This window comes from Streptomyces sp. NPDC032745 (assembly GCF_055579465.1).
In genome coordinates, this window is record NZ_JBVING010000001.1 from 397,554 (window position 1) to 419,285 (window position 21,732).

A 21,732-nucleotide genomic window follows, 5' to 3' on the forward strand; every position below is an offset into this window, starting at 1 on the left:
GCCCTTTGTAGCGCGCTCGAACGCGGGCCGCAGGCGAAAGTTACGACTCTTCACCCCTTCCGGTGGCGCGACGGACAACCGTCCGTCGCGTCATCGGCATATCCGCTTGAGTTTCCCGCGGCGGGTCACCGGACCGACGGCGACCGCCTGAACGGGAGATCGGGGGTGCCACTCGTGCGGATCGGACTGCTCACGGAAGGTGGTTATCCGTATGCGACGGGAGAGGCGCGGCTGTGGTGCGACCGGCTGGTCCGCGGGCTGCCGCAGCACGAGTTCGAGCTCTACGCGCTGAGCCGCAGCGCCGAGCAGGAGGAGCGGGGCCGGGTCGTCCTGCCCGAGCACGTCACCCGCGTCTGGACCGCCCCGCTCTGGGCCCCGGCGGACGACGGCCGCACGTACTCCCGGCGTGAGCGCCGGCGCTTCGCCGAGTGCTTCAAGAGCCTGGTCCGCGGGATCTGCGCGGGCGAGCCCGAGCCGTTCGCCGCGGGCCTGTACGGGCTGGCCGAACTCGCCCGGGAACAGGGCGGGTTGTACGCGGCCCTGCGCTCCGAGACCGCGGTGCGGGCGGTGGAGTCCGCCTGCCGGGCCCCCGGCGCGCTGCGCTCCGTACAGCGCGCCCAGGTGGCCGACCTGCTGGACTTCGTCGACGAACTGGAGCGGCTGCTGCGGCCGTTGTCCCTCGACTGGTACGAGGACCTGCGCGAGGTCGACGTCTGCCACGCGGCCGCCGGCGGGGTGGCCGCGCTCCCCGGCCTGCTGGCCAAACGCTTCTTCGGGGTCCCGCTGCTGGTCACCGAGTACGGGGTCCAGCTGCGCGCCCACTATCTGGAGCACTCGGCGGACGCCGCCTCCGGACCCGGCCGCCCGGGAGCGGGCCGAGGTGCCCGCCGGCCCGCCGTCCGGGCCCTGCTCGCGGCCTTCCACATGCGGCTGGCCTCCGAGATCTACGCCCGGGCCGACCTCCTGACCCCCGGCAACGCGCACGCCCGGCGCTGGCAGGAGCGCTGCGGCGCCACCCGCGACCGGCTGCAGACGGTGTACCCCGGGATGGAGGCGGACCGATTCGCCACCGTCGGCGAGGACCCGGACTGCGGGGACCCGGACACCCTGGTCTGGGTCGGCCGGATAGAGCCCGCCAAGGACCTGATCGCGCTGCTGCACGCCTTCGCCGAGGTACGCAGGGCCGCCCCGGACACCCGGCTGCGGATCTTCGCGACCGCCGCGGTCCCCGGCTACCTCGCGGACTGCCGTTCGCTCGCCGCCCAGCTCTTCCCCGACGAGGCCGCGGACGCCGTCACGGCCGGGGAGAACCCCGTCACCTTCGAGGAGATCGGCGGGCCCGAGGCCCCCTCGCCGGCCGACGCGTACGGCTCCGGGCGGGTGGTCGTGCTGTCCTCGGTGATCGAGGGCTTCCCGATCACCCTCGCCGAAGCGATGCTCTGCGGCCGGGCCACCGTGTCCACCGACGTCGGCGCCGTGTGCGAGGTGATCGGCGGCACCGGCCTCGTCGTCCCGCCGCGCAACCCGCGGGCCCTGGCCGACGCCTGCCTGTCGCTGCTGCGGGACCCCGAACGGTCCCTCCGGCTGGGAGCGGCCGCCCGGGCCCGGGCCCTGGAGCTGTTCACCGTCGAGCAGAACGTGGCCGCCTTCCGGGAGATCTACCTGCGGCTGCTGGCCCGCGGATCGGCCCGGCCCGACGGCGGTATCCCCTTCGAGCAGCCCCCCGAGGCCCGGGTCCCGGGCCACTGGACGAGCCCCACCTGGGCGGCTCCGGCCCCGGATCCGGTTCCGGCCCCGGCTGCGGACCGGGCCCCCGCGGCCGCGACGGGCGCGCCGGGTGCGGGTCCGGGTGCGGCTTCGGGAGCCGGCCCGGCTCCGGCCCAGACCCCGACCACCACCACGACCACGGAGGCGACGGTATGACCCTGGACGAAGCCGCCCCCGTCGCCCCGGCCCCCCGCCGCAGGGCCGGCGGGGATCCCGTCAAGACGCTGCTGCACCGGCACCGGGCGCTGTGCGAGCGGGCCGTGGACCCGCTGGAGATCGCCGCCGGGCTGGAGGTGCAGGGCATCACCGACCGCACCGCCGCGCGATTCCGGCACCGGGACGTGTTCTCGCTCGCCGAGGAGCTCTACGCCCGCACCCCGCGCGGGGACGAGCCGGCCGCGCCCCGTGCCGTCCGCCCGTCCGACGCCCGGGCGTTACGCGGCTACGGGTACGCCGTGCTCCCCGGGGCCCTCGCGCTCGGCGCGGCCGCCGCCGGGGTGCCGTACGCCGGGCCCGTCGCCGTACTCGCCACAGTCGCCGCCCTGGTGTGGCCCGCGAGGCCCGGGCGCGCCGGGCGGGCTTCCGCGGGCCGGTTCCCGTACGCCGCGCTCCTGCTCGGCGCGGCCGTCGTCGGCTGGGCCGTGCTGCGTCACGGCACCCCCCTCGGAGTCGGCCTCGCACTGGCCGCGGCCCCCGGCCACCTGGTCGGCGCCGTGTACGCCGCCCACGCCCGGAGCCGGCTCGCCGGCAGCCGCGCCCTGGAGGACTTCGCCGACCGGGCCCGGCCGCTGCTGATCGCGGCGGCCCTGGTCTTCGCCGCGACCGCCGCGGGGGCGGCCGCGCTCGCCGGGACACCGCCGGCCGTCGCCGTACCGCTCGCCGTGCTGCTCTTCCTGACCCGGCTGCTGCTCGTGCACGGCGCCCCGCGCGGGGCCGTCGCCGCAGCCCTGGCCCTGGCCCTGCTCCCGATCCCGCCGGCGGTGCCCGCCGCCGCGGCAGGGCTCCTCGTACATGCCGTCCTCGTGCTGTCCCGCGCGTCCGCGCACGCCCGGCCCTGAGCCGGCTCCCTCCCGAGCCGCCGCCGGTCCGCCGCTCTCCGGAGCCGACGCCGAAGGGCCGTCCCCCCACCGGATCCCCGAACCCCGACCCCGAACCCCGACCCCCTGCCCATCGACCAAGGAGACACAGGATGACCGGCCAGCCAACCAACCGAGGGACCGCGCGATGAGGGTGCTGCTGATCGGAGCCAACGGATACCTCGGCCGCTACGTCGCCGACCGGCTGCTCGCCGACCCCGCCGTCCAGCTCACCGCGCTCGGCCGCGGCGACGACGCGGACGTCCGCTTCGACCTCGCCACCGGCAGCCCCGGCGCCCTCACCCGGTTCCTCGACGCCGTCCACCCGGGCGTCGTCATCAACTGTGCCGGCGCCACCCGCGGCGGGGCCCGGGAGCTGACCCGGCACAACACCGTCGCCGTGGCCACCATCTGCGAATCGCTGCGCCGCAGCGGCTGCGGCGCCCGTCTCGTCCAGCTCGGCTGCGCCGCCGAGTACGGTCCCAGCCAGCCCGGATCGTCCACGGCCGAGGACGCCGTGCCGAGACCGGGCGGGCCGTACGGCGTCAGCAAGCTCGCCGCCACCGAGCTGGTGCTCGGCTCAGGGCTGGACGCGGTCGTCCTGCGGATCTTCTCGCCCGTCGGACCCGGCACCCCGGCCGGATCCCCGCTCGGCCGGCTCGCCGAGGCCATGCGCCGCGCGATGCAGAACGGCGACGGCGAGCTCAAGCTCAGCGGGCTGGGCGTCCAGCGGGACTTCGTGGACGTACGGGACGTGGCGCGGGCCGTGCACGCCGCCTCGCTCTCCGCGGCCCAGGGCGTCGTCAACATCGGCACCGGACGCGCGGTCCGGCTGCGCGACGCGGCGGCGGTGCTGGCCCGGGTCGCCGGGTACGGGGGCGCCCTGCACGAGCTGGACGTACCGCAGCAGGGGCAGTACGGGCAGGGACACGGCCACGGGCACGGCGCCGGCCACGGCGGCGGCCACGGGGTCGGGCTCGGGCACGGGCTCGGGCCTCAGGGCCGCTCGCCCGGGCTCGCCGCCATCGGCGCCCCGCGCTCCGAGGCGACGGCCGAGCAGCTGGCCGCCGCCGGCGGCGCGACGCCCGCGTACCCGTACCCCGACGGCTGCGGCGCCTGGCAGCAGGCCGACGTGCGCACGGCCCGGGACCGGCTCGGCTGGCGGCCCCGGATCAACCTGGAGGAGTCCCTCGCGGACATCTGGATGGAGGCGGCGTGCCGCATCTGACGACGGCAGCCACGGCGGCCGCCGCGACCGAGGCGGGTCGCCTCGGCCTCGGAGTCCCCGGCTACGCCCACCCGTTGCTCGCCCCGGTCGAATGGGCCGAACTGACCCGGCCCGGGACCCCGCTGCACTGGACGGTGCTCAATGTCACGGACGGGCCGGGCGGCCGGCCCGACCCCCACTGCACGGAGGCCGCGGGCAAGCTCAGGGAGGCCGCCGGGACCGTGCTCGGCCATCTCGCGATGCGAGACGGCGCGCGGTCGTTCGGTGAGCTGGTCTCCGACGCCCACCGCTTCCTCGACTGGTATCGGGTGGGCGGCTTCTACCTGGCCGACGCCCCGGCGGACAAGGCCGAACTGGCGGAGGTGCGCCGGGTCGCCGACACCCTGCGCGGCCTCGGCGACGGCCTCCGTATCGTGCTGGGACACGGCACGCACCCGTACGAGGGATACGCGGAGGCCGCCGACCAGCTGGTCACGTTCTCCGGGGCCTGGGCCGACTACCGCTGGTCGCAGGTGGCGGAGTGGACCGCCGAGTACCCGCCCGAACGCTTCTGCCACCTGGTCCACGGGGTGCCGCGGACGCATCTGGAGGAGGCCGTCCGGATCGCCCGCTGGCAGGGCGCCGGCACGATCTGGTTCACCGACCGGCCAGGCGCCGCCGGGCGCGATCCGTGGGCCTCGATGCCCGCGTACTGGGACGAAATCGTCTCGCGGATCGGACCGGGTGTCTCGGAATGAAGAAGGGCGTGGCAGTGTTACGGGGAGAACCACCGTTCAGACTTTCCCATCTACGGAGTCCCCGTGTCGCTGCCACCCCTGGTCGAGCCAGCTGCTGAGCTCACCGTTGACGAGGTCCGTCGGTACTCCCGCCACCTGATCATCCCGGATGTCGGGATGGACGGCCAGAAGCGCCTGAAGAACGCCAAGGTGCTGGCCGTGGGCGCGGGCGGCCTCGGCTCCCCCGCCCTCATGTACCTGGCCGCGGCCGGTGTGGGCACGCTGGGCATCGTGGAGTTCGACGAGGTCGACGAGTCGAACCTGCAGCGCCAGATCATCCACAGCCAGTCGGACATCGGCCGCTCCAAGGCCGAGTCCGCCCGCGACAGCGTGCTGGGCATCAACCCGTACGTGAACGTGGTCCTTCACGAAGAGCGGCTCGAGGCCGAGAACGTGATGGAGATCTTCAGCCAGTACGACCTCATCGTCGACGGCACGGACAACTTCGCCACGCGCTACCTCGTCAACGACGCCTGCGTACTGCTGAACAAGCCGTACGTGTGGGGTTCGATCTACCGCTTCGACGGTCAGGCCTCGGTCTTCTGGTCCGAGCACGGGCCGTGCTACCGCTGCCTGTACCCGGAGCCCCCGCCGCCGGGCATGGTCCCGAGCTGCGCCGAGGGCGGCGTGCTGGGCGTGCTCTGCGCGTCCATCGGGTCCATCCAGGTGACGGAGGCCATCAAGGTCCTCACCGGCGTCGGCGAGCCGCTGGTCGGCCGCCTGATGATCTACGACGCCCTGGAGATGCAGTACCGCCAGGTCAAGGTCCGCAAGGACCCCGACTGCGCGGTGTGCGGTCCGAACGCGACGGTCACCGAGCTCATCGACTACGAGGCCTTCTGCGGCGTCGTGTCGGAGGAGGCGCAGGAGGCGGCGCTCGGCTCCACGATCACTCCGAAGCAGCTCAAGGAGTGGATCGACAACGACGAGCCGATCGAGATCATCGACGTCCGTGAGATCAACGAGTACGAGATCGTCTCGATCCCCGGCGCGAAGCTGATCCCCAAGGGCGAGTTCCTGATGGGCACCGCCCTCCAGGACCTCCCGCAGGACAAGCGCATCGTCTTGCACTGCAAGACGGGTGTCCGCAGTGCGGAAGTCCTCGCGGTCCTGAAGTCCGCGGGCTTCGCGGACGCGGTCCACGTCGGCGGCGGCGTCATCGGCTGGGTCCACCAGATCGAGCCCGAGAAGCCGGTCTACTAGTCACTTCCCGGATGGTCACGTCCCGGATGGTCACGTCCCGGAAGGGCCGTTCCGCGCAGCCGCGGAACGGCCCTTCCGCGTGTCGGGCGCCCCGCACGCCTCAGGCGCCCTGCGGCGGGGGTTCCGGCGCCACGGGCGTGGCCGAGGGGTTCTGCGAAGGGGTGCAGACCGTGTCGGCGGCGGGCACCTTCCCGTCCAGCAGGTAGGAATTTACCGCCTGCTGCACGCACTTGTCGCCGCTGTTGTACGCGCCGTGCCCCTCGCCCTTGTACGTGAGCTCCACGCCGACGCCGGGGCCGAGCCGCTCCACCATCTTGCGCGCGCCCTCGTAGGGGGTGGCCGGGTCGCCGGTGTTGCCGATCACCAGGATGGGCGCGGAGCCGGGGGCGGAGACGTCCGGGGTCTCCCAGGCGCCCGGGACCGGCCAGTCGGTGCAGCTCATCATGGCCCAGCCGAGGAAGTCCCCGAAGACGGGGGACGCGGCCCGGAAGGCGGGCAGCTTCGCCTTCGTCTGCTCGAGCGTGAACCGGTCCTTGAAGTCGGCGCAGTTGATCGCCGTGTTGGCGGCGCCGATGTTGCTGTAGTGCCCTTGCTGGTCACGGCCGTTGAGCGCGTCGGACAACGCCATCAGCAGCTGCCCCTGCCCGCCGTCGGCCTCGTCCAGCCCCTGCTCCAGCAGCGGCCACAGCTCCTTGGAGTACAGGGCCTGCGCGATGCCGTTGGTCGCGGCGGAGTCGGTGAGCATCCGGCCTCCGATGCCGGGGATGGGCTTGTCGGCCAGGCTCTTCTGCAGCTTGATGATGTTGTCCTCGATCTCCTTGGCGGTGCTGCCCTGGAGCCGGCACTCGTCGCCGCGGTTCACGCAGTCCTGCGCGAAGTTGCCGAGGGCCAGCTGGAACCCCTTGGCCTGGCCCAGTGCCCCCTCCTCGGAGGTGTTGGTCGGGTCCACGACGGCGTCGAAGACGGCCCGGCCGACGTTCTTCGGGAAGAGGTGGGCGTAGACCCCGCCGAGCTCGGTGCCGTAGGAGATCCCGAAGTAGTTCAGCTTGTCGTCGCCGAGGGCCTGGCGGATCCGGTCGAGGTCGCGGGCGGCGTTCTCGGTGCCGACGTGGGGCAGCAGGTGGCCGGAGTTGTCCTTGCAGGCCTGCTGGTACTTGTCGATGTTGCCGACGAAGGCCTTCTCCTCGGCCGGTGTCTCGGGACTCGAGTCCTGGGCGTAATAGGCGTCGAGCTGCTTGTCGTCTTCGCACCGGACGGGGGCGCTGCGGCCGACGCCGCGCGGGTCGAAGCTCACGAGGTCGTACCGCGAGCGGAGGGCCTCGTACTCCTTGGCGGCGCCGGGCAGCGTACTGATCCCGGACCCCCCGGGCCCGCCGAAGTTGAACACGAGCGATCCGAGCCGCTTGTCCTTGTCCCGCGCCTTGGCCCGGATCAGCGCGAGCGGAATGGTCTCCCCCTCGGGCTTGGCGTAGTCGAGGGGCACATGGAGCGTGGCGCACTCCCAGTCCTTGGGAGGCGCCTGCCCCCCGCCTTCGGCGACGGTGGGCGCCTCGCACTCCCCCCACTTCAGCGGCGCGGCCCCCTTGGTCCCGCCGGCCTCGGGCTTCTTCCCGCTCTCGTCGGAACACCCACTGACCCCGGCCAGCCCAAGGGCAGCCACAACGGCCACGGCACCCCGCACCACGTTTCGACCCATGCCCCCATCCTGCGACCCCCTCAGCCGGCCCGCCCGTGCGCTGACCCATTCGGGTCGAGCAGCAGCTCAGCGCGGCAGACCAGCAGAGAAGGGCACGACACCGGGCCCCGGTCGAAGCGGAACTCGCCCCGCAGCCGGTCGTACTCCACCGGGGACGCCGCATGGGGGAACGGGAACGCACAGGTTCCGATGGCCCCAGCAGTCCATCGCGAGCGCGGCGACTTCGGCCCGGTAGTCGGCACAGGGGTACACAAGGGACTCGAAGGCGACGCGGAGATGACTGCCGTCCTCGCGGGAAGCTCGGCGGCATGGAGTGACAGCCCGAAGGAAAGCCACGCTGCGTCCTTCCAGTTGACGTCCCGTGCCGGCAGCCGCAGATGCCGGCCTGGTGGATCGCAAGGGCGCCGATGGAGCCGACTTGCGTACTTCCGGCGCGCCCGCGCCCCGCGCCGGCCCGTTCGCGTATGCCGATTTGCGGCCGGAGCGGAATGGGGGCACCCACCGAGGACAGGGGGTTGGTTCTCAGCAGAGAAGGGTTCGTTCCGAGATCTCCACGCGGGGGAAAATTTGAATGTCCAACTGTCCGATGGTGTCCTGTGTGCTGAAATCCACAACCATCCTGGAGGCGTCCGGGCGATCGATGATCTGGAGCAGGGTCGCCCCTTCCCGGAAATTTCGGACCGTGATTTTCCCTCCAGCGGGATGCCAGGTCAGTGAAACTGACCTGCCGATCGCGTCATAGGAAAAATCGAGTTTCTCGCCGGTAACGTCGAAGAAACTGAGGGTTCGGACGGTCTCGTCGGTAATGACAGGCTCCACGCCGAATGTATTAACGAAATCTTGTGGGTCGGGCGTCACGAACTGGCCAGCCATTGATCCAAACTCCTCGTGTGTGACGGCTGAAGGCCTACCTTGCCGGTGGGGGCTCGATGTTGGTCCACCATTTGCCTCCCTTGAAAATGGCGGTGGAGAACCTCAGGCTTCCGTCAGGCATGATCTGCCATGTTGATTCAACCCCCCTTATTCCGTTAGGGCCCATTATGACAGAATGTGTTTCGCCAAACTCCCCCCATTCGTTACTGAAGGTTCGTTCGAAGCCGTTCTGTGTGGCTTTCACCAGATGGTTGTGGACGTACTCGCGCGATGCGGGGGTGTCGCCAAATCCAATGCTCTTCAGTTGCTGTGCGTTCTGATTTGCCCTCGGGGTGTTATGGGCGTCGGCCTTGATGTTGCTGTCGAATAGGTAATCAAGTTTCCGCCCGTCAATTTGCGGGCACGGCGCCAGGCCGACAGGGTCCGACCAGGTGTGGGGGTTGGCGATATACGTTGCGGGGTTCGGGGCCGGGGTGAGGCCCAGGGGGTCCGGAGAGAGGTAGCGGGCCGTTTCGGGGTCGTACGTGCGGAAGTAGTTGTGGTGGAGGCCCGACTCCGGGTCGTAGTACTGGCCCGGGAAGCGGAGCGGGGTGTACGCCGTCGCGTCTCGGTTCCAGGTCGTGGTGCCCCACAGGGTGGTGCGGGTGCGCCACGCCGTCGTGCCGTCCTCGGCGAGGAGCTGGGTCGGAGTGCCGATCAGGTCGGTGACGATCGCGAAGAAGCGGTCGTCGACCTCCGCCTGGTCGAGGCGTTCCGTCTGGGTGAGGGGGTGCAGGCCCTGGTGGGTCCAGGTGACGGTGACGCCGCCGGTGGTCTGTTCGCAGAGGGTGGTGCCGTCCCAGGTGAACAGGACTTCTTCCACCACTGTGCCGTCTTCCGACAGGCGTCGCTTGGCGGTGCGGCGGCCCAGGGGGTCGTACGTGTACCGCCACCGCGTGCCGTCCGGGGTGATGACCGCCGTGAGCTGGTCTTCCGCGTTCCATTCGTAGCGCCACGTGTCCGGCTTGCGGGACAGGCGGGTCTTCTGGCGGAGCACCACGCGGCCCAGCGCGTCGTGCTCGTACCGGACCGAGCCCGCGTGCGTGATGCGGGTGCCCGCGTACGTGCGCTCGCCCTGCGCGTCCGCACTCGGGTGACGGGCTGGCCACGAGGCATGCGTCTGGTTGCCGGCCTCGTCGTACGCGTACCGCTCCGACCAGGACGCGGCATCCACCGCCGTGACGCGGGCCGCTGGGTCGAGGGTGAAGGTGCGGTGGCCGGTCAGCGAGTCGTCGATGCCGGTGAGGTAGCCGTCCGCCCGGTAGCTGTAGCCGCGGCGCTGAAGGGTCCGCCCGTCCTGGCCCACGACCGACTGCGCGGTCCGGCGGCCCATGTCGTCGTACTCGTGGGTGAGGGAGAGCGACGGGTTCAGCGTGCGGGTCAGTTCCCGGCCCGCCGCGTCCCGGTCGAAGCTCAACGTGCGACCCGCAGTGGTCAGCGTCGAGCGCCTCCCCGCCGCGTCGTACGACCACGAGGACTCGGCCCCCGTGGGGGTGGTGCGGCTCGTGCGCCGGCCCAGGGCGTCGTAGCCGTACGTGAGGGTGCGGCCGTCGACCGTCTCCGCGAGCAGCCGGGCTGCCTCGTCGCGCAGCCAGGTGACCGTTGCGTCCGGGGACACCGCACTCGAGAGGGCGTCGAAGACGTCGTACGCATACGTCGTGACCAGACCGGCGGCGTCCTTGCGAAGGACCTGGCCGAGCACGTTGTGCTCGTACCTCGTGGTCTCGCCCACCGCGTTGGTGCGCGTGCTGAGGCGGCCGGCGCCGTCGTGGCCGTACGTGAGGGTGCGGCCGTCGAAGTCCGTCTCGGCGGCCAGGCGGCCGGCCGGGTCGTAGGCGTAGTCCCAGGTGAGGCCCTGCGGGTTGGTGACTCCGGTGAGGCGGAGCTGCGTGTCGTGCGCGAAGGAGTAACGGGCGCCGTCCGGGCCGGTCCGGGCGACGAGGAGGTCGAAGTCGCCGTACTCGGAGACGGTCACCCCGCCCACCGCGTCCGTGTGGGTCAGGCAGTTTCCTTCACCGTCGTACGTCCACGACTCCGTGCTGCCGTCGGGGTTCAGACGGCGCAGCGGGCGGCCTTCGACGCTCCATGTGAAGCGGGTGGTGTGGCCCAGCGGGTCGGTGACGGCGATCGGGCGGCCGAAGGCGTCGCGGGTGTACGTCGTCGTCGCGCCGAGCGGGTCCGTGACGGACACCACCTGGCCCGCCGCGTCGCAGCGCACCGCCGTCGTATGGCCCGAGGCGTCCGTCACTGCGGACAGATGGCGGCGGGTGTCGTACGAGAACCGGGTCGTGATGCCGGACGGATCGGTGACGGAGGTGCGGTTGCCGTGGTCGTCGTACGTCTGCCGGGTCACCCGGCCGTCGGGAAGGACGACCTCGACCGGCAGCCCCAGGGTGCCGTACGCCGCGTGGACCTCGCGGCCGTCCGGGCGGACCACCTTGGTGAGCCGGCCCTGTTCGTCGTAGCCGAAGCGGGTGGTGTGGCCGAGCGGGTCCGTGCGGGAAAGCAGGCGGTTGTACGCGTCGTGGGTGAAGTGGGTGGTTGCGCCCGTGGGGTCGATTTCCGCCGTGATCTGGGCGCGGTCGTTGACCAGGAACTGGGTCCGGTGGCCCAGGGAGTCGATCAGGGTGGTGCGGCCCGGCTCGTACGTGAAGCGGACGTTGAGGTGGCCGTTGGTGCCGGACTGCGCGATGCAGCGGTGCTGCTCGTCGTAGACGTAGTCGAAGTGGCGGTCGTTGGTGTCGGTCCAGGAGGTGATCCGGCCCAGTTCGTCGTAGCCGAAGCGCAGGGGGCGGCCGGAGGAGTTCGTGACGTCGGTGAGGTGGCCGTCCGTGTAGCCGTAGCGGAGGACTTGGGTGCCGTCCGCCAGGGCGAGGCCGGTTATCCGGCCGCCCGACGACGTCAGGCGCAGCTCGTGGCCGCCACTGTGCGAGATGCTGCTCGGGGCGCCGGACTCGTCGTACGAGAAGGCGATCCAGGCGCCGTTGCGGTCGTCGACCTGCAGGATTGCGCCGTCCTGCGCGAAGTGGCGGACGTGCCCGGACTCGGGGTCGGTCACCGTGTACGCGCCGTCGGCGTCGAGGGTGAGCGGCCAGCGCTGGCCGTGAGAGGGCAGGACGGCGATCCCGGGCTCGGGGACCGGGTAGGCGAGCAGGCTGCCGTCCTCGCGGACGAGGATGACACCTTCCTCGTCGACCTCCAGGCGTTGGTCGACCGTACTGGCCCAGGTCGGGCCGAACCACCGTCCCGAGCGGTACGAGGATTCGAAGGTACGGCTGAACACCAGAGGCAGTGAGCCGGGGAGCACGAGGTCCGTCTGCGGGAGGATCATCCGGCCCGTCGCCATGTCGACGGGGTCCTCACGGCAGGTCAGGTCCTCCTTCTTGGCGCGCGCCGCGGCTTCCGTCTCGGCCTGCTGCGCGGCCCGCGTCGCCTCCTTCCGGGCTGCGGTCTCCGCTCCTTCCTCAGCGAGGCGGACGCTGGTACGGGCGGCGCCTACCGTGCCCTTGGTGCCGAAGAGTTCGGGGACGAGCCGGCCCAGGAACTCGCTCGGGTCCTCCAGGAAGCTGTCGAGCATGGGACCGGGAATGCGCTCGGGGTGGGAGGCCGCGGAGACGAGGCCCGCGAGGGTCGTGTTGAGGTGCTCCTCGTATTCGGCGGGGTGGGTGAGGTTGTAGGGGTCCGCGGGGTTGAGGCCGCGGCCGAAGTTGAGGAGGCCGGCCGTGCCCTTGACGACTCCGCCGAAGAAGTGGCCGAACTCCACTGCCTGGGCGCCTTCGTAGTCGGCGAACTCGGCCAGGACCTGCTTCATCCCCGACGGTGCGGCCGGGGCGTGCTCCAGGGCTGCGGTGAGCGCCCGCTCGGCTGCCGAAGCGGCTTCGTCGCGCTGGCGGCGGGCCTCGTTGAGGTGGTCCTTGGCCTCCTGGCGGCCCGCCTTGCCCGGGTCGGCGCCGAGGACCGGTTCCGGTCCGGCGTCGCGGCCCGTTGCAAGGTCTGCCTTGTAGGCCTCGGTTTTCGTCCTGTGTGCGTCCTCCGAGTCCTTCGACGCCTTCTCGGCGGCCTTGTAAGCGTCGATCGCCGCCTGGGCTTGGCGCTGGGCCCACTCCAGCGTCTCCATGTAGCGCAGGAGTGCACCGGCGGCCGCCTCGCAGGCGTCGGCCGCGTGCAGCCATTCCGTCGGGTGCATCGCGAACTTGGCGCGGAAGGCGTCGGCCGCCGCGCCCTTCCAGTGGCCCGAGTCCAGGGCGCGCATGCCCTCGCCGACCCGGTCGAAGGCGGCCTGGAAGTCCTGGAAGTGCTTGATGGTTTCGCGTATTGCGGACGGTGAGCCGTGGACCAGTTCGTTGGCCTGCTCGGTCTGGCCGAGTTCCTGCTCGCGTACGGATACTCCGAGTTTCGAGGCGACATCGTCGCCGAAGTCCTCGACCTTGTCCGCCAGGTCATGCGCGCCGGCCGTGTCGAGGGCCCTGCCGAGCCCCTCGGAAGCCTTGTCGACGACATGTCCCGTGAACTCTCTTGCGTGGTCCAGGCCCTTGCCGACCAGCCGTCCCCAGTCCGTCATCGGCCGTGGCCTTCCGGTGCCGGGCCGAGCACGTCCTCGACGGCGTCGTCCACTTCGCCGCGCAGGCCGGCCGCGTCGATGACCTGGTTGCTCAGGAGCATGTCGGAGCTGTTCACGTCGTGGGCCGCACCCTTCCAGGCCTCCTTGATGTTCCCCGAGGAGCGGTCGAAGGACTCGCGGCTGTAGTCGGCGTCGCGGATCTGGGTGAAGGGGTTGTCCGAGATGACATCGCCCCAGCCCTTCCCGGTGATGTCGTCCTCGGAGGCGTACGGGTTGCCCCAGGCCGCGTTCACGGCGACCTTGAAACTGCCCTGGATGTTCTGCTCCTGCTCGTGGACGAGGCCTGCCGACAGGCCCACGTTCGCCGCGAACGTGTTCCCCTGCTGGACCAGGGATCGCACCCCCCACTCCCAGCGCTGGCAGAACGTCCTGAGGGTGGAGGCCAGGCTGTCGTGGCCCGTCTGCATGCCGGAGAGGCCGAGGTGGGAGAAACCGCGGCCCATGCCGGCCGTACCGACCATGCCGAGTTCCTCCAGCTCGGACAGCGTGTCCGTGATGCCCTTCGCGATCTCATCCAACGCCTGCTTCGAGACGTCCAGATCCGGCTGATCCCCGCTCACGCGGCAGCCTCCCCGTCGAGCGCTGCCGTGGCAGGAACGATTCCGCGCATGGGCGGGAAAACCGCGCCGTCGGGGCCGGCCGCGTTCAGGGCCACCCCGCAGGGGAAGTCCAGCGCCGGGATGAGCTCATCGAGCAGCCGGGCTCCGGTGACGCGCCGGTACGTCCATTCCCGCGAGGCATCGTCCCGCGCCACGGCGAACCGGGACAGCGCCTCCTCGTCGGAGAACGCGCAGATCCAGTCCAGGCCGCCGAGTTCGGCGGTCCACAGGCCGCCCTGCTCGTCCAGCGGAACGAGCGCCGCCCGGTTGCGGAAGTCTTCCAGCCGCTCCAGTACCGCTGCGCGGGCCGACTCGAAGGGACCGGTGACGGGCTCGTGTGCTCGCCCCGCGGCCTCCGTCCGCAGTCGGCCCCACTCCTCGTCGAACCCCATTCCGACACCCCCCACACCGTTTGCAATCGAACGCAATTCTGGGGGGTGTTCGAGTGGGATCCAACTTTGCGCCTTGCCCGGCGCACATATTGAGACGGCGTCAGGGGCGGAGAGGGTTTCGCGCGCTGCCGTGCGGGCCGTGGCGATGCAGACCCCATGCCTACACCCTCGTACGCCGCGCCGTAGAGGGCGAGGCCCGGGAGCTCTGACGTCGCATCGCGGACGCGGGTGACTGCGGGCGCGGTGGCCCACGTCGTACTTGGGGAGGGCGCCGCCCCAGCGGGTGACGCGGGCTGCGAGGGGGCCGGGAGGGTGTCGTCGCGCCACTGGCCGGTGTGCAGATGGAATTGGGCCGCGCCGATCGTCCGGCGCGGCGGGCGCGACCAGTCGGACGCGGCGGCGAGGGTGGCCCCGCCGGCGGTCGAGGCGCGGGTTCGGGGCGGAGCCCCGGACGCCCCCTGCCCCCCCGCGGAGCTAGATGGCTTCCTTGCGGGTCAGGTAGTTGAACGAAATCCAGCCCGGCAGTACCGGCAGCCAGAACGTCATCAGGCGGAACAGCAGTACCGCCGAGATGGCGACCTCCTTGTCCAGCCCGGCCGCGATCAGGCCCAGCGTCAGCGTCGTCTCCACGGCGCCGATTCCGCCCGGCGTCGGCGCCGCCGACCCCAGTGCGTTGCCCGCCAGGAAGACCACCGCGATGCTCGCGTAGCTGATGGCCTGGCCGCCCCCGAACGCCCGGATCGACGCGTCCAGGCACATCACGAAGCAGCCGGTCAGCAGCAGCATGCCGCCGATGCCCGTCATGAGCTTCTGCGGCCGCTGGAGCACGTCCAGCATGCGCGGCACGACACCCGCGAACAGCGCCCGCACCCGCGTCGCCACGAACTTCCGCAGGAACGGCACCGCCGTCACCACCAGCACCAGCACCGCCACCGTCAGCAGACCCGCGATGACCGTCCGGGACGGGGTCATCTCCGGGGTCTTCTCGGTACCCGTCAGGTAGCCGAAGGCCAGCAGCAGCAGGACGTGGCTCGCCAGCCCGAACAGCTGCGAGGCACCCACGCTCGCCACCGCCAGCCCCGGCCGGATCCCGGCCCGCTGCAGGAACCGCGTGTTCAGCGCGACACCGCCGACCGCCGCCGGCGCCACCAGCTTCACGAACGACCCCGCCACCTGCGCGACCACCGTCCGCAGGAACGGCACCCGCTCCGGTACGAAGCCCAGCAGGCTCATCGCCGCCGCGAAGTACGTCAGCGCCGAGAAGGCCAGCGCGGCCCCCACCCAGCCCCACTGCGCCTCGCCGACGATCGTCGCGAAGTCCACGTGCGCCAGCTGCGTGAGCAGGAAGTACGCACCGAACGCACCCGCGATGAACGACACCAGCGTGCGCGGCCGGATCCGCTCCAGCCGGGCCGGCTCCACCGGCGCCTGCGGGCGGATCAGCAGCACCTGCTGGCGGATCTGGCTCAGCAGATCCTCCTCGCGGGCCCCGTCGAGCGCGTCGTCCAGCGCCTTCTTCTCGGCCTTCTTCTCCGCGGCCGTGGCCGCCGCCGACTTGGCTCCGGCCTTGCCGCCCGGCTTGCCGGCCTTGTCCGGCTTCGCTTCCTCCGCAGCCGCCTCGCGCGCCGCCTTCGCCGCCCGAGAGGACTCCAGTACGGCCTCCCGCTGCCGGTCGGCCCGCTCCCGGGCCAGCCTGCGCAGCGTCGCCCGGGTGGAGCGGCTCAGTGCGATCGGCTGGAGCAGCGGCAGGCAGTCCGCCACCGCGTCCGGGCCGAGCACCGACACCGCCGAGGCCACCGCGCGCTCCGCGCCGATCCGCAGGCCGAGCGTGGTCAGCAGCTGCGCGATGTCCATCCGGAGCACCAGGTCGCCGGCCGCGATCTCGCCGCCGCGCAGGTCGGTGAGGACGACATTGCCGGAACGATCCACCACGAGCGCGTCGCCGGTGAGCCGCCGGTGCGCGATCCGCCGCGACTGGAGCGCCCGCACCTGCTTCCACGTGCTGCGGGTCAGGTCGTCGGTGATCTCCTCGTCGGCGAGCGCGTCCAGGGGCCGGCCGTCAAGGTGCTCGTACACGAGCATCACGGCGTCCGGGCCGAGCTCGGAGGTGGCGATCAGCTTCGGCGCGTTGGCCCCGGCCGCGATGGCCGCGTACGCGAGCAGCGCCTCCTGCTCCAACGCCTGGCGCAGCGACTGCAGGCTGCGCCGGGTCGTGATGCCGCGCAGCGTGAGCCGGCGCCAGACCCGGTAGAAGAACCCGTGGGCCTGCTGCTCGCGGTCGACGACGGTGACGTCGAGCGGCGGGCCGTCCTCCAGCGTGACGTGGTACCGGCGGCCCCGGTCGCTCACCTCCGAGGCGTCGGCGCCGTCCGGGAGCTCCGCGCGCATGGCGCTGACCGGCTTGAAGCCGACCCGGCGCAGGCCGGCGAGGAGGGTCTGCCCGGTGGGGCGGACGTTCGGCGAGCCGACGGCGTACAGGGTCCCGTACGCGACGCTCCAGCCGATGAGCACGGTCAGGATGATCGAGAACGGGGTGGTGTACCCGCTCACCAGCATCGCGAAGGCGTCGAGCAGCAGCACCACCCACAGCGCGACCCGCCAGCGCGGCCTGCGGGTCATGCCGACGGCGGTCATGTAGGCGATGACGGGCGCGAGGTAGCCGTGCACCGGGTCGGTGAGGGGGCCGCCGACGCTGGTGGGACGGGTGAGGGCCTCCTGGATGGTGTCGGAGGCGGCCTGGGAGACCCACAGGTCGGTGGCCAGGGTCACGCCGTGCGCGAGGACGGCGGCGAGCACGCCGTCGGCGATGCGCAGGCCGTCCCGCTTGATCAGCCGCTCGATGGCGAAGGCCACGGGTACGAGCAGCACGGCGATGCTGGACACCAGCCCGGCGACCTTGATCAGCAGATCGGGCGCGGCGCCGGTGCCCTGGGAGATGTCGGCCTCGAGGCCGGCGGTGGTGCGGTGGGCGAAGGCGGCGATGGCGAGGACGACGGCGATGCCGAGGACGCCGACGAGAAGGCGTACGAGGTCGGACGGCCGGTGGACGCGGGCGGCGAGCAGCGGCTCGTCGACCTCGACCTGGTCGGCGGACGCGGAGGAGCGCCCGTGCGGCCCCTCGGAGCCGGCCGCGTCGGGCTGCTCCCCGGCTCCGGAGCCGGCCCGGGCCCGGGGACCGGGTTCGGGTGCGGCCCCTGTCCCGGGTTCGGGTGCGGCCCGGCCGGGGAGCTCGTCGGGGAGCTTCCCGGGGCGCGGGTCTGGGCGCGTGCCGTCGTCCTCAGCCGCGCCGTCCGGAGGGCTCACACCCTGCTCCTTCGTCGTCACATCCGTCTCTTCTTGATCACGTATCACCAGTCACCGCCCGGAAGATGGTGGCACGGACCGACCGGCGGGCGGGGCATCAGGGTGCGCGCCGGTACGGAAGGAAACCTTCCGGGAACCGGTCCGTGATGTACGGCACCATGGGCGGAATGAGCGAAGAGCTGCCCGCGTACGCGGAGCGGGTGCTGGAGGCGGCCGAGCGGATTCCGCCCGGCCGGGTGATGACGTACGGGGACGTCGCCGAATGGCTCGGCGAGGGCGGACCGCGCCAAGTCGGGCGCGTGATGGCCCTCTACGGGGGAGCCGTCCCCTGGTGGCGGGTGGTCAGGGCGGACGGGCGACCCCTGCCCGGCAGCGAGCACGGGGCCCTGGAGCACTACCGCGCGGAGGCCACCCCGCTGCGTCTGACCGCCGACGGCGAGGCGCGGCTGAACATGCCGCGGGCGCGCTGGGACGGGCTGGAGGAGCGCGCCGCACGGGACGAGGGTCACATCTGACAGCTTCGTCCATGCGGGGCCCGGGCGGGCGGTCGGGCGCCCGTACGGGCGACGGTACGGGCGACCGGCGAAGGCCGCTGCGGCCTCCCCGCCCGGACCTCGGGGAACTGCGCGGGACCCGCCGGTTGCCGTAGCGTTGCCTCTTCGGCAAGCGCGGCAGCGGTCGCGGAACCCGCAGCGAGCGCAGCAACCGCAGTAACCGCAGACCCACCAGGACCTGGACCGGCACCCCACGTGATCACCTCTCCATCCGACCGCTCCGAGCGGCGGCGCACGCGGACCCCCGACGCGTACCGCCTCGTGCGCACCGGGCCGCAGCGGGTGGATCCCCCTGTTCTGGACGCAGCGCAGCAGGCGGTGGTTGATCACACCGGCGGACCGCTCCTCGTCCTGGCCGGACCGGGAACCGGGAAGACGACCACACTGGTCGAGGCGGCCGCGGCCCGTGTCGAAGCCGGGACGGACCCCGCCCGGATCCTGATCCTCACCTTCAGCCGCAAGGCGGCCGTGGAGCTGCGCGACCGGGCCGCCCTGCGGCTCGGCGGGGCGCGGGCTCCGCAGGCCACCACGTTCCACTCCTTCTGCTACGGGCTGGTCCGCGCCCACCAGGACACCGACCTGTTCGCGGATCCGCTGCGCCTGCTGTCCGGGCCGGAACAGGACGTGACGGTCCGCACCCTGCTGGAGGGCCAGCGCCACATCCGCTCCATCCGCTGGCCGGACGACCTGCGGGCCGCACTGACCACGCGCGGCTTCGCGGACGAGGTCCGCGCGGTGCTCGCCCGCGCCCGCGAGCTGGGCCTCGGCCCGGCGGCGCTGGACGCGTTCGCGACCCGGCTGGGCCGCCCGGACTGGAAGGCGGCGGCCGCGTTCCTCTCCGAATACCTGGACGTCCTCGACATGCAGGGCACGCTGGACTACGCGGAGCTCGTGCACCGAGCGGTCCTGCTGGCGGAGCGCACGCCCTCCCTCGCTCTGTCCTACGACGTGATCTACGTGGACGAGTACCAGGACACGGACGCCTCCCAGCTGCGGCTGCTGCGGGCCCTGGCCGGGCCGGCCGGCACGCTGGTCGCGTTCGGCGACCCGGACCAGTCGATCTACGCCTTCCGCGGCGCCGACATCAACAACATCCTGGACTTCGAGGGCTCCTTCCCGGGAGCCGCGGTGCACGCCCTGACGGTGGGCCGCCGCTCGGGCGCCGGCCTCCTCGCGGCGACCCGCCTGCTGACGTCCCGCATGCCGGTCCCGCGCCTCCCGTCGGCAGCGGTCCGCGCCCACCGCGCCCTGGCCCCGGTCCGGGAGGGCGGCGGGGTGGAGGTGTTCACGTACCCCACGGCCGGCGCCGAACTGGACAACATCGCCGACATCCTGCGCCGGGCACACCTGGAGGACGGCGTGCCGTGGCAGGACATGGCCGTCCTGGTCCGCTCCGGCGGCCGCACCCTCCCGGCGATGCGCCGCGCCCTGATCTCGGCGGGAGTCCCGGCCGAAACGGACGGCTCGGACACCCCCCTGCGCCACGAACCGGCGATAACCCCCCTCATCACGGCCCTCCGCGCAGCCGCCACCCCGATCCCTGCCGGGCAGCACGCCGCCCCCGTCGCAGACAGCGCCGCCGAGTCCGCCGCCCCCGTCGCCGACAGCGCCGCCGGCAGCGCCGCCGGGTCCGGGTCCGCAGCAGGCGACACCACCGACTCCGGGCCCGCCGCAGGCGGTGGCGTCGACGCGGGGTGGGTCGGGGTCGAGGCGGCGCTCGCGCTGCTCGGCTCGCCGCTCGGCGGGATGGACGCCGCCGATCTCCGGCGGCTCGGCAGGGCCCTGCGCGACGAGGAGCGGGCCGCCGGCATCAAGGTGCCGGCCCCGTCCGACGTGCTGCTCGCGCGCGCCCTCGCCGAGCCGGAACGGCTCACCGCCCACGACCCCGCCTACGCCCGCGGAGCGCAGCGCCTCGGACTGCTCCTGCGCAAGGCCCGCGAGCTCCTGGAGGGCGGCGGCACCGCCGAAGAGGCCCTGTGGACCCTCTGGGAGGGCACCCCCTGGCCCCAGCGCCTGGAGCGGGGCGCCCGCCGCGGCGGCGCGGCCGGCCGCAACGCCGACCGCGACCTCGACGCCGTCTGCGCGCTCTTCGACACCGCTGCCCGCGCCGAGGAGCGCACCGGCGGCCGCGGCGCCCTCAACTTCCTCGAACAGCTCGAGGCCGAGGACATCGCCGCCGACACCCTCACCACCCGCGCCACCCGCTCCGAGGCCGTCCGCCTCATGACCGCCCACCGTTCCAAGGGCCTGGAGTGGCGACTCGTCGTCGTGGCCGGCGTACAGGAAGGGCTCTGGCCCGACCTGCGCCGCCGCGGCTCCCTCCTCGAAGCCGACCGCATCGGCCGGGACGGCCTCGCCGAGCCCCTTCCCCCCGGCGCGCTCCTCGCCGAGGAGCGCCGGCTCTTCTACGTCGCCGCCACCCGCGCCCGCGACCGCCTCGTCGTCACCGCCGTCAAGGCCCCCGCCGAGGACGGCGACCAGCCCTCCCGCTTCCTCACCGAGCTCGGAGTCACCCCCAAGGACGTCACCGGCCGCCCGCGCCGCCCCCTCGCCGTCCCCGCCCTCGTCGCCGAGCTGCGCGCCACCACCGTCGACCCCGACGCCTCGCCCGCGCTCCGCGACGCCGCCGCCCGCCGCCTCGCCCGCCTCGCCGCGCTCACCGACGAGGACGACCGCCCGCTGGTCCCCGCCGCGCACCCGCAGCGCTGGTGGGGGCTGTACGAGCCCACCCGCAGCAGCGTCCCGCTGCGCGACCGGGACCGGCCCGTCGCCCTCTCCGGCAGCGCCCTGGAGCAGCTCGCCAACACCTGCTCCCTCCAGTGGTTCCTCGGCCGCGAGGTCAAGGCCGACGCCCCTTCCACCGCCGCCCAGGGCTTCGGCAACGTCGTCCACGTCCTCGCCGACGAGGTCGCCTCCGGCCGCACCCCCGCCGACCTCGCCGTCCTGATGGAACGCCTCGACTCCGTGTGGGACGCCCTCGCCTTCGACGCCCCGTGGAAATCCCGCCAGGAGAAGGACAACGCCCGCGCCGCCCTGGAGCGCTTCCTGCGCTGGCACACCACCGACCGCGCGGGCCGGGCCTCCGTGGCCACGGAGCACGCGTTCGACGTCACGCTCGAAGCGGGCGACCACACCGTCCGGATCCGGGGTGCCATGGACAGGGTCGAATCGGACCCCCAGGGGCGTGCGTACGTCGTCGACTTCAAGACCGGCAAGGCCGCGCCCACGAAGGACGAGGTCGCACGACACCCCCAGCTCGCCGTGTACCAGCTCGCCGTACGCAAAGGCGCCGTCGACGAGGTCTTCGACGGGCTGCGCCCCGAGGCGGGCGGTGCCGAGCTGGTGCAGCTGCGCCAGGGCGCCGCCCAGCGCGACGGCGGCGACGCGGTGCCCAAGATCCAGGCGCAGCTGCCGCTGAACGGCGAATGGGTCGGCGACCTGCTCGCCACCGCCGCCGGCCGGGTCCTGGACGAGCGCTTCGCGCCCGCGACCGGCAAGCACTGCGACCACTGCTCCTTCCGCAGCTCCTGCAGCGCGCGCCCGGAGGGCCGCCAGACGGTGGAGTGAGTCACACGGCCGAACCCGCCGGGCCCGCGGGCAGCAGG

13 protein-coding genes are annotated in these 21,732 nt (G+C 72.7%); 7 read left to right on the top strand and 6 right to left on the bottom strand.

Going from position 1 to position 21,732, the window contains the following annotated elements; all coding sequences use genetic code 11:
* Nucleotides 1-174 precede the first annotated feature (174 nt).
* The 5 genes from pelF to moeZ all read left to right on the top strand — a co-directional run bounded on the left by pelF (nucleotide 175) and on the right by moeZ (nucleotide 6,050).
* Nucleotides 175-1,923 carry a GT4 family glycosyltransferase PelF gene (gene pelF / locus ACZ5WG_RS01775; protein ID WP_468719887.1) on the top strand — a complete coding sequence of 583 codons (1,749 nt, stop codon included), beginning with the start codon at nucleotides 175-177 and terminating at the stop codon, nucleotides 1,921-1,923.
* Complete coding sequence (locus ACZ5WG_RS01780; protein WP_468719888.1) at nucleotides 1,920-2,825, top strand: hypothetical protein; 906 nt, start codon at nucleotides 1,920-1,922, stop codon at nucleotides 2,823-2,825. The genes pelF and ACZ5WG_RS01780 overlap by 4 nt, the downstream gene beginning before the upstream one ends.
* Before the next feature lie 166 nt (nucleotides 2,826-2,991).
* A complete protein-coding gene (locus tag ACZ5WG_RS01785) occupies nucleotides 2,992-4,071 on the top strand; it encodes an NAD-dependent epimerase/dehydratase family protein (RefSeq protein WP_468719890.1) in 1,080 nt (359 codons plus the stop codon).
* Nucleotides 4,059-4,808 carry a spherulation-specific family 4 protein gene (locus tag ACZ5WG_RS01790; RefSeq protein ID WP_468719892.1) on the top strand — a complete coding sequence of 250 codons (750 nt, stop codon included), beginning with the start codon at nucleotides 4,059-4,061 and terminating at the stop codon, nucleotides 4,806-4,808. The genes ACZ5WG_RS01785 and ACZ5WG_RS01790 overlap by 13 nt, the downstream gene beginning before the upstream one ends.
* Before the next feature lie 63 nt (nucleotides 4,809-4,871).
* Entirely contained in the window at nucleotides 4,872-6,050 is a 1,179-nt protein-coding gene (gene moeZ / locus ACZ5WG_RS01795; protein WP_030291201.1) for an adenylyltransferase/sulfurtransferase MoeZ, read from the top strand.
* Nucleotides 6,051-6,150: 100 nt separating this feature from the next.
* Here moeZ and ACZ5WG_RS01800 read toward each other — a convergent pair whose 3' ends face one another.
* The 6 genes from ACZ5WG_RS01800 to ACZ5WG_RS01825 form a co-directional block, all read right to left on the bottom strand.
* A complete protein-coding gene (locus ACZ5WG_RS01800) occupies nucleotides 6,151-7,746 on the bottom strand; it encodes an alpha/beta hydrolase (RefSeq protein ID WP_468719894.1) in 1,596 nt (531 codons plus the stop codon).
* A gap of 522 nt (nucleotides 7,747-8,268) precedes the next feature.
* Entirely contained in the window at nucleotides 8,269-8,619 is a 351-nt protein-coding gene (locus tag ACZ5WG_RS01805) for a hypothetical protein (protein ID WP_468719896.1), read from the bottom strand.
* Between the two features lie 34 nt (nucleotides 8,620-8,653).
* Complete coding sequence (locus ACZ5WG_RS01810) at nucleotides 8,654-13,219, bottom strand: putative T7SS-secreted protein (RefSeq protein WP_468719897.1); 4,566 nt, start codon at nucleotides 13,217-13,219, stop codon at nucleotides 8,654-8,656.
* Nucleotides 13,216-13,839, bottom strand: coding sequence for a hypothetical protein (locus ACZ5WG_RS01815; protein ID WP_468719898.1), 624 nt, complete (start codon nucleotides 13,837-13,839; stop codon nucleotides 13,216-13,218). Before ACZ5WG_RS01815 ends, ACZ5WG_RS01810 begins: the two co-directional genes overlap by 4 nt.
* Nucleotides 13,836-14,270 (bottom strand): SseB family protein, encoded by a 435-nt coding sequence (locus ACZ5WG_RS01820; protein WP_468719899.1) that lies wholly within the window; start codon nucleotides 14,268-14,270, stop codon nucleotides 13,836-13,838. The genes ACZ5WG_RS01815 and ACZ5WG_RS01820 overlap by 4 nt, the downstream gene beginning before the upstream one ends.
* A gap of 474 nt (nucleotides 14,271-14,744) precedes the next feature.
* Nucleotides 14,745-17,621 (bottom strand): lysylphosphatidylglycerol synthase transmembrane domain-containing protein, encoded by a 2,877-nt coding sequence (locus ACZ5WG_RS01825; RefSeq protein WP_468719900.1) that lies wholly within the window; start codon nucleotides 17,619-17,621, stop codon nucleotides 14,745-14,747.
* Between the two features lie 110 nt (nucleotides 17,622-17,731).
* Here ACZ5WG_RS01825 and ACZ5WG_RS01830 point away from each other — a divergent pair, with 110 nt between their 5' ends.
* Nucleotides 17,732-18,088: an MGMT family protein gene (locus ACZ5WG_RS01830; RefSeq protein WP_468720491.1), complete on the top strand. Its 357-nt coding sequence runs from the start codon at nucleotides 17,732-17,734 to the stop codon at nucleotides 18,086-18,088.
* 234 nt (nucleotides 18,089-18,322) lie between these two features.
* The gene (locus tag ACZ5WG_RS01835) at nucleotides 18,323-21,694 is read left to right on the top strand and encodes an ATP-dependent helicase (RefSeq protein ID WP_468719902.1); all 3,372 of its coding nucleotides are present in this window, start codon (nucleotides 18,323-18,325) and stop codon (nucleotides 21,692-21,694) included.
* The last annotated feature ends 38 nt before the right edge of the window (nucleotides 21,695-21,732 follow it).

Bases quoted from the DNA above. Each gene is read 5' to 3' on its own strand.
- ACZ5WG_RS01785 (WP_468719890.1), top strand. From the start codon at position 2,992: ATGAGGGTGCTGCTGATCGGAGCCAACGGATACCTCGGCCGCTACGTC.
- ACZ5WG_RS01820 (WP_468719899.1), bottom strand. From the start codon at position 14,270: ATGGGGTTCGACGAGGAGTGGGGCCGACTGCGGACGGAGGCCGCGGGG.
- ACZ5WG_RS01805 (WP_468719896.1), bottom strand. From the start codon at position 8,619: ATGGCTGGCCAGTTCGTGACGCCCGACCCACAAGATTTCGTTAATACA.
- ACZ5WG_RS01830 (WP_468720491.1), top strand. From the start codon at position 17,732: ATGGGCGGAATGAGCGAAGAGCTGCCCGCGTACGCGGAGCGGGTGCTG.
- ACZ5WG_RS01800 (WP_468719894.1), bottom strand. From the start codon at position 7,746: ATGGGTCGAAACGTGGTGCGGGGTGCCGTGGCCGTTGTGGCTGCCCTT.
- ACZ5WG_RS01780 (WP_468719888.1), top strand. From the start codon at position 1,920: ATGACCCTGGACGAAGCCGCCCCCGTCGCCCCGGCCCCCCGCCGCAGG.
- ACZ5WG_RS01810 (WP_468719897.1), bottom strand. From the start codon at position 13,219: ATGACGGACTGGGGACGGCTGGTCGGCAAGGGCCTGGACCACGCAAGA.